Origin of the sequence: Methylobacterium sp. GC_Met_2 (assembly GCF_026540795.1) — a bacterium.
Classification (GTDB): domain Bacteria; phylum Pseudomonadota; class Alphaproteobacteria; order Rhizobiales; family Beijerinckiaceae; genus Methylobacterium.
This window is the reverse complement of sequence record NZ_JALNUM010000028.1, coordinates 1-13,473: the sequence shown is the minus strand read 5'-3', so window position 1 is coordinate 13,473 and position 13,473 is coordinate 1. Positions and strand designations below refer to the sequence as shown.

12 protein-coding genes and 1 pseudogene are annotated in these 13,473 nt (G+C 63.5%); 5 read left to right on the top strand and 8 right to left on the bottom strand.

Annotation, left to right across the window (positions count from 1 at the left end):
• The first annotated feature begins 312 nt into the window (after positions 1–312).
• Positions 313–564 (top strand): hypothetical protein, encoded by a 252-nt coding sequence (locus OXS49_RS12330; RefSeq protein ID WP_267424464.1) that lies wholly within the window; start codon positions 313–315, stop codon positions 562–564.
• A 117-nt stretch (positions 565–681) separates the two neighbouring features.
• Here OXS49_RS12330 and OXS49_RS12325 read toward each other — a convergent pair whose 3' ends face one another.
• Together OXS49_RS12325 and OXS49_RS12320 are read right to left on the bottom strand one after the other, a co-directional pair.
• On the bottom strand, positions 682–1,671 hold the full coding sequence (locus tag OXS49_RS12325; protein ID WP_267424462.1) for a nucleotidyltransferase family protein: 990 nt from the start codon (positions 1,669–1,671) through the stop codon (positions 682–684).
• 47 nt (positions 1,672–1,718) lie between these two features.
• Positions 1,719–2,075 carry a PqqD family protein gene (locus tag OXS49_RS12320; RefSeq protein WP_267424460.1) on the bottom strand — a complete coding sequence of 119 codons (357 nt, stop codon included), beginning with the start codon at positions 2,073–2,075 and terminating at the stop codon, positions 1,719–1,721.
• Positions 2,076–2,253: 178 nt separating this feature from the next.
• Here OXS49_RS12320 and OXS49_RS33630 point away from each other — a divergent pair, with 178 nt between their 5' ends.
• From OXS49_RS33630 to OXS49_RS12305, 3 genes are all read left to right on the top strand, one after another.
• Positions 2,254–2,463, top strand: coding sequence for a hypothetical protein (locus tag OXS49_RS33630; RefSeq protein ID WP_267424458.1), 210 nt, complete (start codon positions 2,254–2,256; stop codon positions 2,461–2,463).
• A gap of 19 nt (positions 2,464–2,482) precedes the next feature.
• Entirely contained in the window at positions 2,483–3,643 is a 1,161-nt protein-coding gene (locus tag OXS49_RS12310; RefSeq protein WP_267424456.1) for a PqqD family peptide modification chaperone, read from the top strand.
• 374 nt (positions 3,644–4,017) lie between these two features.
• Positions 4,018–4,965: a helix-turn-helix domain-containing protein gene (locus OXS49_RS12305; RefSeq protein ID WP_267424454.1), complete on the top strand. Its 948-nt coding sequence runs from the start codon at positions 4,018–4,020 to the stop codon at positions 4,963–4,965.
• Between the two features lie 143 nt (positions 4,966–5,108).
• On the opposite strand, the gene OXS49_RS12300 is transcribed toward OXS49_RS12305, so the two are convergent.
• Complete coding sequence (locus tag OXS49_RS12300) at positions 5,109–5,840, bottom strand: SDR family oxidoreductase (protein WP_267424452.1); 732 nt, start codon at positions 5,838–5,840, stop codon at positions 5,109–5,111.
• 82 nt (positions 5,841–5,922) lie between these two features.
• Between OXS49_RS12300 and OXS49_RS12295 the strand changes: the two genes are divergently transcribed.
• A complete protein-coding gene (locus OXS49_RS12295; RefSeq protein WP_267424451.1) occupies positions 5,923–6,315 on the top strand; it encodes a helix-turn-helix domain-containing protein in 393 nt (130 codons plus the stop codon).
• A 408-nt stretch (positions 6,316–6,723) separates the two neighbouring features.
• On the opposite strand, the gene OXS49_RS12290 is transcribed toward OXS49_RS12295, so the two are convergent.
• The 5 genes and pseudogenes from OXS49_RS12290 to OXS49_RS12270 form a co-directional block, all read right to left on the bottom strand.
• A complete protein-coding gene (locus OXS49_RS12290; protein WP_267424449.1) occupies positions 6,724–7,776 on the bottom strand; it encodes an HD domain-containing phosphohydrolase in 1,053 nt (350 codons plus the stop codon).
• Between the two features lie 159 nt (positions 7,777–7,935).
• Positions 7,936–9,624: a CHASE3 domain-containing protein gene (locus OXS49_RS12285; protein WP_267424447.1), complete on the bottom strand. Its 1,689-nt coding sequence runs from the start codon at positions 9,622–9,624 to the stop codon at positions 7,936–7,938.
• Between the two features lie 1,081 nt (positions 9,625–10,705).
• Complete coding sequence (locus OXS49_RS12280; RefSeq protein ID WP_243999594.1) at positions 10,706–11,224, bottom strand: DUF1993 domain-containing protein; 519 nt, start codon at positions 11,222–11,224, stop codon at positions 10,706–10,708.
• A 291-nt stretch (positions 11,225–11,515) separates the two neighbouring features.
• Positions 11,516–12,988, bottom strand: coding sequence for a carotenoid oxygenase family protein (locus OXS49_RS12275; protein WP_267424445.1), 1,473 nt, complete (start codon positions 12,986–12,988; stop codon positions 11,516–11,518).
• A 138-nt stretch (positions 12,989–13,126) separates the two neighbouring features.
• A pseudogene (locus OXS49_RS12270) lies at positions 13,127–13,473 on the bottom strand (prolyl oligopeptidase family serine peptidase); the annotation flags it as partial.

Sequence of the window (13,473 nt, the reverse complement as noted above, 5' to 3'; positions counted from 1 at the left end):
CGTAAGCGCCGGCCCAAGGCCCAGTCGTAGTACGCCTGCTATCCTGCCGTGGACGCAGCCAGCGTAGGTACACACGGGTTATGGCAACAGCCGCAGGTTCAAGGATCGCTTCGGTCTGCCCCCCCCCGCGAGTACCGCTGGCGATCCCTGAACCTCACACATACCGTCAGGTGAAGGGGATCGTGCTCCGCCGATGTTGCCGTCGCGCACCATTGGTTGAACAGCATAAAACAACCCTTGAGTGAGATTGTGCCGCTCTAGGTTGTAAGTTACGCTCGCGATCACCGTAGCTAGTGTAATCGTGAGCGCGCGATGATTAATGACGCCCATCAGCGAGCCGTGACATCGCGAGCAGGCCTGCTCGCCCAAATAGCCGAGCTACTCGATGTGCCGATCACCGAGTTCTACGATCCCCACCTGATCCGTGGCGTACCAGAAGGCCGCGGAGAAGAGGCCGCCGCGGTGTTCAGTCTGATGCGGGCCTATCTCGCGATTGAGGACGCCGAGACGCGGCATCGCAGCATTCAAGTCGTGCGGACGATGGCGCAGGTCGGTCGCGTTTGAAGGCGCGATGCGAGGCGTTCAGCCTGCGCACGGTATCGGCCGGGAGCGATAGCGCGTCGGGCTGACACGTAGCCCGGATGATCCGTCGATCCGGTCACCAGGGGACGACCTTCGGGATCAGAACAGCCCGGCGTCCGCGGCGTGCCGCGCGAGCCAGCGCCCAGTATCCCAACCGACGGCTTTGAGGGTGTCGGACGGCCGGTCGCAGGACGCCGCAATGCATCGAACCCGCCCAAGCGGCCCGCACTCGGACGGGGCGAGGAACCGGATCCAGAACTCATCGCCGCTCAAGGCACGCCGGAGCGGTGCAGCATCCCGCGACGCCGTTCCGATCTCGGGTTCCAGCAACATCCTAACGGCATCCCTCGCGAAGGCCGTCGTCCGCTTGAGCCCGCGCGCTGCAGCCAGGGCGGTGATGGATTGTTGCCGCTCCGGATCCAGCCGGCCGTGCATCACGGCAAGGTCAAGCAGGTGGCTGCCAGCCGGCTCGTATTTCAGCAGGGACTTGAGCAGGTAGACTGCCCCCAGCAGGAATGCGTCCGATGGGTTCGGCACGGGAACATGCCCATCACCGAGGGCCGTCATCATCCGGCCGGCGAGGATGCTGCGCGTCAGACCGGGCGCGTAGCCCGCCGGATGCCGGGCCATTGTGTGAAGATCGACCGTGAGAAAGTCCGGCCGCGTCGGGTCCAGATGCTGCTCACCCATGAAGGTCCGCCAGAACAGCGTCCGGCACGCCGCGCTCAATTGGAAGCCCAGCGCATCCAGCACGCGCAAAGCCCTGGTGCGATCGGCGGCCGAGACCAGAACATCGACGTCTGTGGACATCCGGAAGAAGGGGTCGCCGTGCAGCGCGTGCGTCAGAAGCGGACTCTTGATGAAGACGTGCGGGATCTCGTCCGCCGCAAGGCGTCGCGAGAGCTGCGCGATCGTGTACAGGGCGGGTGCGTTCATCGACCAGATCGCTTCCCGGTGCCTGTCGATGTCGGTTCGATCGGCCGGATCGCACAGGTTGAGAAGCCGGTTGTCTTCCAGCACGCGCCACGCGGCGGGCGTCACCGTATCGCCGCGGTCGGCCTGGACGCCGCGGCCTGCGTAGTCACGCATCAGCAACACCGCGCGCGCAACCGCCTCCCGCAGCGTGTCCGAAGGTGTCATATGGCAACCACCAGCCCGGCCTGCTTCAAGCTGTCGACGAACGCGACGATCGTCGTGTGCGCATTATCCGGTTCCGTCGTGCAGTTGGCGCTCAGATCCGCCCTGATCTCCTCGATCGTGGTGGGCTGAGCCAGGATCTTCCAGATCTCAAAGCCCATTGCTTCGAGCCGGAAATACGTGCCCGTGCTCAGATTGACGATCGAGACTCCATGGCGAAAACACGAATGCATGGCTGCTGGTGACCGCGCCAGCCTGATGCCCGGAGGATTTTGAGAAACCGTATATTCGTCGTTGCTGGGATCGCGCGACTGGTTCTGCCCATCCTGCTGACCCGGCTGCGGTGAAGGGATCATGGGATTGTTTTGGCCGCTCGGTCTTGCTTTGTCGCCGCGATTAGATTGCACTACTGGGCCCGTTGTGTGTCGAGATACCTCACTCAATATAGTAAACCCGAATTTCCACGTAGTTGACGACCTGTCTGCACATGCGTAGAGCCGCCGATACAGCAAAGCAACAAGGGGGAGGGTGAACGTGTCGGATCCTGCAAACGCCAATCCGAAGAGCGATGAGCAGCGCAAGTTCGAAGGGCGTCGCGCCGCGCTCAAGACCATGGGCGTCGTGGCGGCCTACACCGCTCCGGTGCTGCTGGCGACGTCAATCCCGACCAAGGCCGCGCGTGCATCCGGCAGTGCCGGTGGTGGGGGCGGTCAGCCGTACCGGAACCCGTTCGCAGACGCTTGATCAGACGCATTGGCTCGGCGTGTCCAATGAGAACCAATCGGCCAATCTCCACGCCCTTGGTTTTGACCTGGGTGATGGTGTGGTGGTCCTCAACCGTACAACGGGCGAGCTTCAAGCCCTGAACGGAACGGCCGGCGCGATCTGGAAGGCCTTGGGCACCGGGCTCGACGTATCCGAGGCGACGGACTTCATCGCGGAAACTTACGCTATCGGGCGCGACCGGGCACGGGCCGACGTCGATCAGGTGGCCCGCTGGATTGCTGAAGGCCGTCGAGCCAGTTGCCCGGACGTTGCCCCGGCGGCCTCGAATCCGGCAGATGACACGCTCCAAGCGGCGGCCTTCTACGATCTCGGCGGCATCCGTGTCGCCGTCATCGGGCCTCCCACAGAGGTCACGCACCACATCGCCACCGTTCTATCCCCACATCGGACAGCCGACGTTACCGGCGCGATCGCCATCCGCATCGGCGGTGGGCACGATCGCCACCCGTTCGTCCTGACGGTCGACGATGGATTGCCCCGGGCCTTCGATCTGGCCGAAGAAGCGATCGGCGCCGTGTTCCAAGCCATCCTGGAACTCATGCATCCCGACGTGCGCTGGCTCGGGATCCTGCACGGCGCCAGCTTATCCCTCCACGGCCGCGGCATCGTGCTGTCCGCAGCCAGCGGCAGCGGCAAGAGCACCCTGACCGCCGCCCTGGCGCGACGGGGCTTCGCTTATCACGCCGACGACATGGTTGCCCTCTCCGCGCCGGACGGGGCGATCGTACCCTGGCCCGCGCCGCACAGCCTGAAGCGCGGCTGCTGGCCGGCCCTGGCGGACGCCTATCCCGAGATCGAGCGTCAGCCGATCCACACGCATGTCGGCCGCGATCTCCGCCTGATCGCCGCCGATCCTGCCGCCTGGGACCACCCTCCGGTCCCCGCGACCCTGCTGGTGTTTCCCCGCTACGAGGCGACCGCGACCCGGGCAGCCACCCGCATCACGCCGATGGACGCCCTCGTCCGGCTGCTCGAGGATCGCCTGTTCCTGGGCTATCCGGTGACGGCTGAAGCCGTCGAACGCTTCCTGGCTTGGCTGGTTCGCGTACCGGCCTACGGTATCGTCTATCCCGACACCGACGCAGCGGAACGGATCCTGCGCGATCTTCTGGCCGGCCTCGATCCGTCCCGGACATGAGCGAGCGGGACGTCCGCTTCCGCGCGGCAGAGGCATCCGAGCGGACGTCGCGGTCCCGCCCACTCACAACCCTTCTCTGAAGTTCAGAAGTACCGCTGTCCGGCAACTTGACCCAGCTTTGTGACCTTTCCTGGCCAAAAGGAGTACACCTGCTTTGAAACAGACGATCGACGAAAGCTGGGCTTATCTCCGACACCTCCCGTTGCAGATTCTTATCCAACCATCGGCTTGGCTTGACTTCCGACCCTGACACCGCACGCGGTACAGATGCAGCCTGAGCATACCAAGTTCAAAATCTTGCTATCTTACAAACAGACATACCTTGCGGACGGAGCGAGCCCCGATCTCCAGGCGTCTGAACCAGGGAGTATAGATTGACCGAGCGCCACCGCGTCAAAACGCTGAGGCAGAGCACGGCCGAGGTCGAGTCGAAGCGCGCGTTCGAGTTCTGGCGCGACACGGCGCTGGCCATGTCCGGCGTCTCCACGGCCGGGGCCGAGGAACGGCGGTCGTTCGCAGCCAGTCGCCTCGTCGCTGTCACGCCTCACAGCACCTTGCTGCACACCGAAGGCCCGCGGGTCGATGTCGAGCGCTCGGCGCGCCATGTCCGCCAAGACGGGCGCGACACCGTCACAATCGCCCTGGTCCTGCGCGGTGCTCAGTACTTCGAACAAGGGACCCGTGGCGGGCGAATGGCTCCCGGCGACATCAGCGTCACCGACTCCGGACGCCCGTTCCGGATTGGGGCCTACGAGGATTACGAGGAGATCCGGCTGAGCGCGACGCGCGCAGCCTTCAGGACCCACGTCGGCGAGCCGGAAGCCTACGCCGGGCGCCTGATCGGCCACGGCCCGCTCAATGCTCTGTTCGCGACCTACCTGCGGTCCTACGCGGCCTTGGTGCCGGGCATGACGGAGGCCGAGGCCGGCATCGCGGTCGAGGGCACCCTCCACCTGTTCCGGAGTCTGGTGGGCGCTCCCACGGGTGACGTCACAGCGGACGCGCTGCGGTCACTGGCCGCGGTGCACATCGAACGCAGCCTACACGATCCGAAATTCGGTCCCGCCGCCCTGTACCGGGCGTTGTGCGTCTCCCGCAGCCGTCTCTACGCTGCCTTCGCCGACGGCGAGGGCGTGGCGGCGGCGATCCGCGACGCGCGCCTCGACCGAGCGTATCGCCAGTTATCGGCGCCTGCACCTGCCGGCGATAGCATCGCGACCATCATGTACCGGTGCGGCTTCACCAACGCGTCAGGCTTCAGCACCGCCTTCCGTCGGCGCTTCGGAATCGCGCCGCGCGATCTCAAAGCGTCGAACACCTGAGGGCGGACGGCCTTCCGGAACTGGGGCGGCTGCCAACCGCGTCACCGGCCGGGCCAGAACGCCGCGTCGCCTGGGAGGAGCGGCAACACATCGCGCACATGGTCTTGCGTCCTGATCTGAGGTACCGACCGCTCGTCGCGAATTCAGACCTGCCGCATTCCGCCGTCGACGCACAGTTCGGCACCCGCGACGAAGCTCGCCTCGTCGCTCAGCAGGAACAGCGTGGCCGCAGCCACTTCCTCCGGACGCGCCATGCGGCCAAGCGGGATCGGCGCGATCAACGCGGCTCGCCCCTCCTCCGGCACGCTCGCCATCATGGCGGTATCGGTCGGGCCGGGGGCCACCACGTTCACGCGGATGCCCTGGGGCGCCAGTTCCGCTGTCCATGTGCGCGCGTAGGAACGCAGCGCCGCCTTCGTAGCAGCGTAGGTTCCGTAGGGCGTCACCCCCATGACGTCGGCGATCGACCCCATCAGCACGACGGCCCCACCGTGCCCCATCGCGCCAAGAGCTGCCTGCAACCCAAAGACAGCCCCACGGACGTTGATCGCAAAGTGCCGGTCGAAATGCTCGGGTGTCCCCTGGCGCAGGGTCGCCGGTTCCGAGATACCCGCGTTGAGGACCAGCGCGTCGATCCGGCCATGCGTCTCCCGCACCGTCGCCACGACGCGGTGCAGATCCTCCTGTCGAGCTGCGTCCGCGACGAGCCCCTGCACACCGCGCCCGATCTTCGCAGCGGCGGCCTCGACCTCGTCGGTGCGCCGTCCGGTGAAGACGACCGTTGCCCCCTCGACCGCCAGCCGCTCGGCGACCGCAAGGCCGATGCCTTTCGCCCCGCCGACCACGAGCGCAACCTTGTCCATCATGCGAGCCATCGAAGCTTCCCTTCAACCACGATGGCTCCGAAGGTACAGATCGTATATCTGCTATCAAGAACGCACCTAGGATAGCCTAGATATGGCTGACGATACCGATCTCGATGCCGCGTCCGAGTGCGCGCTCGCCCACATGGCGCGGGTCCGCCCGGTGCTGGACAAGATCGCCGACAAGTGGACGGTCCTAATCCTCACGGTGCTCTGCCCGCGGCCTTCACGGTTCAACGCGATCAAGCGCCGGCTCGACGGCATCACGCACAAGGCGCTGGCGGACGCGTTGAAGCGGCTGGAGCGCAACGGACTGGTGACCCGAACAGTGCTGCCGACCGCACCGATCGGTGTCGAATATGCGATCACCCCGCTCGGGCATTCGCTGCGACAGCCCTTCGAGGCGCTCTGCGCTTGGGCGCTCACCAACGGTGCGGCGATCGAGGCAGCCAATCAGAAGCATGACAACCTCAAGACGAAGCTGTGAGAGCGCGTCAGCTTTCGGTTCGCCAAATGTTGAACCGTTGTGTCTCAGCAGGGTGGATTTCCGCCGGTCCGCTTTCGGGCGGCCATGCATAAGAGCAGACATCACCACCGCGCCCGCTCACGACCCTTCTTGGACCCCTTGAAGGTCCGCTTCGCAACGAAAGGTCGAGGATGGATCACGTCTAGGCTGATTGTGTGTCGGACGGTCTGCTTCAGAGCATGCGACACACCAAATCAGAGCTAACTACCACTTTTACTAGCATCCATTCGCTTGCAGGGGCCTGCTCTGGGGCAGCCTGTTCGCAAAGATCATCATATCCGTTCATGAAAATGTCTTCTAAATGGTCAGGACTTGCCATTGGCAGCTACGGCGAACTCCTGGCAAACGGCCCCACTTGGGACCCGTCAGTTAGGCTGGACTAGCGCCGGCCGGATCAAACGCGATCATAATTGGGCGAAACGCTTCGGTAAGATCGGCGTCCAGACGGCTGGTCATGGAGCGCAGGACGCTATAAGCTTTTACACCTGTCATGGGTGCTCGATACGGCCTCCGCTCAATCAACGCACCGTAGATGTCACAGATCGTCACCAGCCGCACCAGATCGGGGATTTCAGCAGCCTGCAGACCGTCTGGATAGCCGGATCCATCCAGCATCTCGTGGTGCGAGCGCACGACCTGCAGTACATCCTCTGAGAAACCGCCGCCCAACAGCATGTCGTATCCCAGCGCTGCATGGGTGCGCATGACCGCCATCTCTGGGTCGGTGAGCTTGCCGGGTTTATTCAAAATCGCTGGTGGTACCTGGATTTTGCCAACGTCGTGCAACAGCGCCGCTTTCGTCAATCGATAGCTGTCGAGACCGGCAAGGCCGAGCTTGGTTGCGAACGCCGCTGCTAAGCCCGTAACCAATAGACAGTGCCGATGTGTGGCTTCATCAAAGCGTTGCACGGCGCGGATCCAGTCACGGACACCACACTGCTGCACAGCCCGGGCGATCAGAACTGTCCCGATGTCCGCACACTCGGGGGTAACCGTATGGGGGGATAAAACAGTCTGGACGAAAAACCGCCGGGCTTCCTCGGCTATCTTGGCTGTAGCAGCGGAGCCGCCGGCTTCTTGGAGCCATTCGATACGGTCGAGGAGTCGATCACGCGCCGATTGGGCAGGAAGCGTTTCGGTCGGATCGAGGAGGCGGGCCTGCGCCTCGGCACGAGCGGTGTTACCGTGGGTCAGGAACAGGAAAGGGGCGCCGGCAGCACGGAGCGGTTCCAATATCCGCCGCAGACGCACAATGGCCTCCGAAGTGAGATGGGCGACATCGCCCACAATTAGGTCGGGCGGGTCCAGCGGCACGGCGCTGTCATAGAGATCATGGATCGCATAGATCCGGGTCGCGCCGAGGGATCGCTCGAGACGTTTGGTCCGAGACAGATCGTCGGAGATCAACAACAGCCTGTGCAAGCTGCCCTCCAATGTTCTCATGTCTGATGTATGAGCGTCAGTACGCTCAGATCTTGTGCGGAGGCCCCGTGCTGCGTCAGCCAGATCTGCTGGGAGCCAAAACCACTGCCCCAAGCAACACGGTCCAAATGGGAGAAAAATGATTTCTCCCATGATCCATCATGCCGCACGTACGGTAGAGAGAAAGCGGGTGACCTCGGCGTTTAGACTCTCGGACTGACGAGACAACTCTGAGGCCGCGTTCAAGACCTGACTGGCCGCCGCGCCGGTTTCCTCGGCGGCGCCAGCGACGCCGCTGATGTTGCTTGTCACCTCTGCAGTCCCCGCGGAGGCTTGGCTGACGTTGCGAACGATTTCCTGCGTCGCAGCCCCCTGTTCCTCGACGGCGGCGGCGATTGAGGTTGCGACGCCGCTGATCTCGCGGATCCGGCCCGTGATCTCGCCGATCGACGCAACGGCCTGACCCGTCGAGTTTTGGATCTTCGTGATCTGCCCGGATATGTCGCGCGTCGCCTTGGCGGTCTGCTCAGCGAGTGCTTTGACCTCGGATGCGACGACGGCGAAGCCCTTGCCGGCGACACCCGCCCGTGCCGCCTCGATCGTCGCATTGAGCGCCAGGAGGTTGGTTTGGCTGGCGATACTCGAAATCAGGCCGACGACATCGCCGATCTCGCCCACCGACGTGCTCAGTTCACGGACGAGCATGCCGGTCTGATCCGCTTCCCCTACTGCCAGACGCGCAAGTTCGGCCGATCCGTTCACCTGACGTCCAATCTCCTGTACCGATGAGCCGAGTTCTTCCGCTGCCGCGGCAACCGTATTGACGTTCGACGCCGCTTCCTCCGCCGCTGCCGCTACCGTCGTCGACTGGTTTGCGGTTTCCGTGGCCGTCGCAGTCATCGATTGTGCGGTGGCCTGCAGTTCGGTCGCGGACGACGAAACCATTCCGACGATGCCCCCCACGGCGCGATCGAAGCTGTCGGCGAGTTCGATCATCGTCCGGCGTCGTTCCGCCGCCGCCGCCGCGTCAGCGCTGCGTTGCAGGTCGGCCTGCTCGGATGCGGTCTTGGCGACCATGGCTTTGATGCCTTCAACGGCTTTACCTACCGCGCCGATCTCGTCACCGCGCTGGGCTTCGACGATGGGCGCATCGGTCTCTCCCTGCGCCATCCGCTGCAAAACTGACACGAGACGGCTCAACGGCCGGGCGATCAAGCCGAAGACCAGGACCGACAACAGCAGCGCAATTACGACGCTGGCGATGCTGCCGGCGATGCTCGTGAAATACGCCGTGTCGAACGCTTGCCGCTGTTCGGCACTTCGGTGGGCCAGGAGGTCTTGTTCCGTCTGTGCGATCTCCGCAGCACGCACGCGTAGGGCATCCATAGAAGCCTTGCCGGCTCCGCTCACCTCGATCTCCCGGGCTTTGTCGAGATGCCCAGCTTCTACGTTGGCGATCTCCCGGGCAGCAACACCGTCCGACCATGCGTCAGCGGCCTGTTTCAGAGTAGCGAGCCGGCTCTGTTGGTTGGGATTGTCCGAGGTGAGTTGCCTAATACGTTCAAAACTCTCGCGGAACTCAGCCTGACCTGTTTTATAGGGCGCCAGGAACTTGGGATCGCCTGAGATCAAATAGCCGCGCACACCGGTCTCTTGGTTGACCATGGCGTTCGTTACAGCATCGAGCGACCGTAAGACATGAAACGTGTGTTCGGTCATTTGGATGTTTGCATCGATCGCTTTAAGCCGGCCGTAGCCCAGCGCGCTGATACCAAGCGTGACCGCGGCAAGCGACATAAAGGCGGCCGTCATCTTAGTCGTAATCTTGAGATCAGCAATAAAGCGCATTTCGTCGACCCTTTGCAAAGCGCAATGTGCGTCTTGAATTGAGCTAAATTGTCATATGATCAGTTAAAATCGGCGAAAGCGGTCTTTGGAAAATATAATCTGGATTAGCTTCTGAATAAAATACAACCACTGGTACATGCTGCGTGCAGATTTTCACCGCGAGCCAAATAGCTGTAAATCTGGGTGCCGAGCCAGTTTTTCGCAGATAAACCGCTCGTCAAAATCCATTGGTGCGCCCAACCGGTGCAGCCTGTGCTCCTAAGCACTGCATATCGATTGCGACATATGGCGCATATTTATGGTTGTATAGGTCGCTAATTCCGAACATGCTTGGTATGGGAATTGTCCTTTCAGGGATATATGGCCGGGATCAAAATTAGCGATGGTCAAGATTCGGATTTATGTCGGACAAGGCTTTGCCGTCGAACGGGGACGAATGGTATCTGCAAGCGGATCGGTCGCTTAACAGGCCAGTAAATTCTCGAAGGCAACTAGTTTGTGTGCGTCGGGTTCAATGTGTTTTTTCGATGTTCCTGCTTTGAAGCGGATGGGCTGCAGTCCTCAAAGGGTGATTTGAGCAATATCTGTCTTCTGGCATCGCAATAAGATTTTAAAACGACTGGGCTGGGTCGGGTGCGGAACATCTGCTTCGAGGCGAATGAGCGACTTTTGCTCCCCGCCCCGAGCCGAAGTTGCCGGAGGGCTGACGAACGGCCGCTTTGGAGAACTGCCGATTGCGGTCCGGGTTTCTGGGTTGGGTCGGTAGGAGCCTGTCCGCTTTTCCGGCGGCCCTGCTCCGAAACGGACCGATTGCTTTCGGCCAATCCTGGTCACCGCTCAGGGCCCGCGTGAGCGCCTGAGATGGGTGGATCTCTGACCGTCTGCTTGCGCGAAACTGAGGCATGAGAGCGGACGGCGAGATCCTGCATCATTTACTTGGTCACACTCAGCCGCACCCAGGACGCACCTGCAGCGGTTTGGCTCGGTCCACGACATAGAAACTGCCGCGGCGAAGGCGTCATGCGCGCGTTCACCTGATCCGGCAGGTCGGCTTTGGACTTGGGGGGAGCCGGAGCGACTACTACGCGGCGTGAATGTTCGGCGGCCCGAGATGCTGCAGAAAATCCGGCTTGCCGAGGCTCACTCCAGCGCCGCGGAGGATCCCGTAGGCTGTGGTCACGTGGAAGAAGAAGTTCGGAAGCGCGAAGCCGGTGAGATAGGCCTGCCCGTTGAAGCGGTATCCCATGCCGTTCGGAAACTTCAGCTCGATTTCCCGCTCCGCGCCTGAGGCCAACGCCGCCGGATCAATGCCTTCAACGAAGGTAATCGTCCTGGCACAGCGCTCCTTGAGTTCAGCGAAGGTCGCCTCGACGTCGGGCATCGAGGGCGCTTCGATCCCAGCGAGCCGTGCCACCGCGTTCTTCGCGCTGTCGGACGCCATTTGGTACTGGGCAGGCAGTGGCCTCATGTCCGGAGCCAGCCGCCGGATGAGCAACTCGGCCTCCGGCTTTTCCGATGCCGCCTTGTCGAGCCACGTGCTCATGTTGCGAAGCGCGTTGACGAAGACGGGGACGCTGACGTCGTGGATGCTGATGCTCATCTGAGCTGGCTAAAGCACCTGCTTTCAAAGACACGGTGCGAAAGCGCACACCGTCTAAGGCTGCGTCGAACGGAGTTGCCAAACCGCGGACGAACATCCGCTTTGGAGAAGCGACGGGAGCGGTTCGGGCGGCTGGGTTGGGTCGTCAGCAGAACATCCGCATTCCCGGCAGTTCCGAGACAACGGTGATCGGGCGGATCGCCGAGGTCCGACGTGCTCGGCGGCGGTCGAATGCGACAAAGGACTCGCGCGGAAGCGCAGAGGCTGATCGCCCTGGCGACAGCTCGCGCATCACGATGTTGAATCGGCGCCATCCCTGCCTGTCTCGCTCAAGTCGCACGCCGGGAACCAGTTGCCGTGGAAGCCCGGCGGGATCCGATGCCCGAGATGGACCGTGGCGATGGGTGGCGCTGCAAACGATCGCGCGTCGAGGATGGCGAAGTCCGTCGTGTCACGCGCGGTGTCGATGACGAGCCCGACGAGCCAGCCTTCGTCCTCGCCTGCTCCGAGGCACGCCGGTACGAAGACGAACTCCCCAGGGATACGGTCGGGGCCGAACTCGTGCACGTGGCGCTCGCCCGTCTCCAAGTCGTGCTTGTAGAGCTGCGTCGCACCAGCAAGCTGGGTGTTGCCGTCGGCGGGGACGCTGACGGTGTAGAGGTAGCGGTGGCGCTGTCCGAGAAGCCGCTCATCGATGCGGGGGAACTCCTGCGCCCCGGGGTCGAGCACCCGCCGCACGACCCGCCGCGTCGCGTAATCGACCGTCCAGCGTTCGAGCTGACCTGGACGGTCGAGGCCGCCTCCGACCGAGGCGAACACCGTCTCATAGGCGATGACATCGAGGGTCACGCGCCCGTCTGAGTCGTCGTAGGCGTTGGCGACGTGGAACACGAAGCAGGGCTCGACCTCGCACCAGAGGATGTCGCCGCCGTCGCCCTGTCGGGGGAGGAGGCCCACCCGAGCCCTGTGGCTGTCATTCCAGCGGAACGGGAATCGGTAGCCGGCGAGGATCGCCGCGAACGAGAACGTGACGGGCAGGTCGAGCACGATCACGAAGCGCGCCGTGAACGCGCAGTCGTGAATACAGGGCCCGTGCTCGACCGCAATCGGAACGTCCCGCACGACCCGTCCGGTCGGCGCGACGACGACGTGGCGGACGCTGTCCCAGACGCGGCCGTCGTAGGCGATCGCGTGGGTCTCGCCGGTCAGCGGATCGTGGTGCGGGTGTCCGGTGAAGGACCCGGTGAGCGTGCCGTCGAACGGGTTGTAGCGCTGCTCATCCAGCGTCCGTGACAGTTCGACGGGGAAGCTGCCGGCCTCCACGACGGCGAAGATCCGGCCGCCGATCGCGACGACGTTGGTGTTGACGGTGTCGTTGCCGCCCCGCCGCGGCCCCGGCGCCGCAGGGCGCTTGAGCGTCGCGGCAGCCGAGCGTGAATCGATCCAGCGGTTGCGGTACCAAAGCGCCTTACCGGCCTCGATTGCGAGGCCGTGCACCATCCCGTCGCCGAGGAACCAGTCGTGACCCCGCGTCGCCGGGCGGACGGGATTGGCGCCCATCTTGAGGTAAAGGCCGTCGAGCCCCGGCGGGATCGATCCGGTGACCGGCAAGTTCTCCAGTGCCAACTCCTCCCGCATCGGCTCATGGACGCCGACGACGAAGGGGTTCACCGTGCTGGGTAAGCGCAGCCGGTTGCAGGCCGCCCACAAGCCGACGCCGGCCTCGGCCGCCGCGCGGATGGCCGACTTGACCCGGTTCGGCATTAGCAGCACTCCAAAGATCAGATGGCGGGCGAAGACGTTATCGCAGCGAACCCGTTCCGAAGGATGCCTACATCCTTCGGCAGTGACCGTCTTGGATCGCAGCCGGAACATCGCCCCCGCCTAACAGCGAGCTGTCGTTCAGATTTCCACTGCATCCAGCTCGCCCCAGCCGATCGACCCCCTCAGGAAGTTCAAACCCAACGCCATGAACGCAGCCGTCTCGGCGTTGTCCTTGCTATAGCCGTGCCCCCCGGCCGCAGGCTCGTAGAACGACGCCGCGTATCCCAGTGCGTGTAGCTTCGCCGCCATTTTGCGTGCGTGACCGGGATGGACCCGATCGTCGCGGCGGCTCGTGGCCAGCAGGATCGGCGGATAGGGACGCCCCTCCTCCGCAACGTGATAGGCCGAGATACCGGCGAGGTAGGCTCAGTCGGCCGGATCGGATGGATCGCCGTACTCCGCGATCCAGCTCGCTCCCGCCAGAC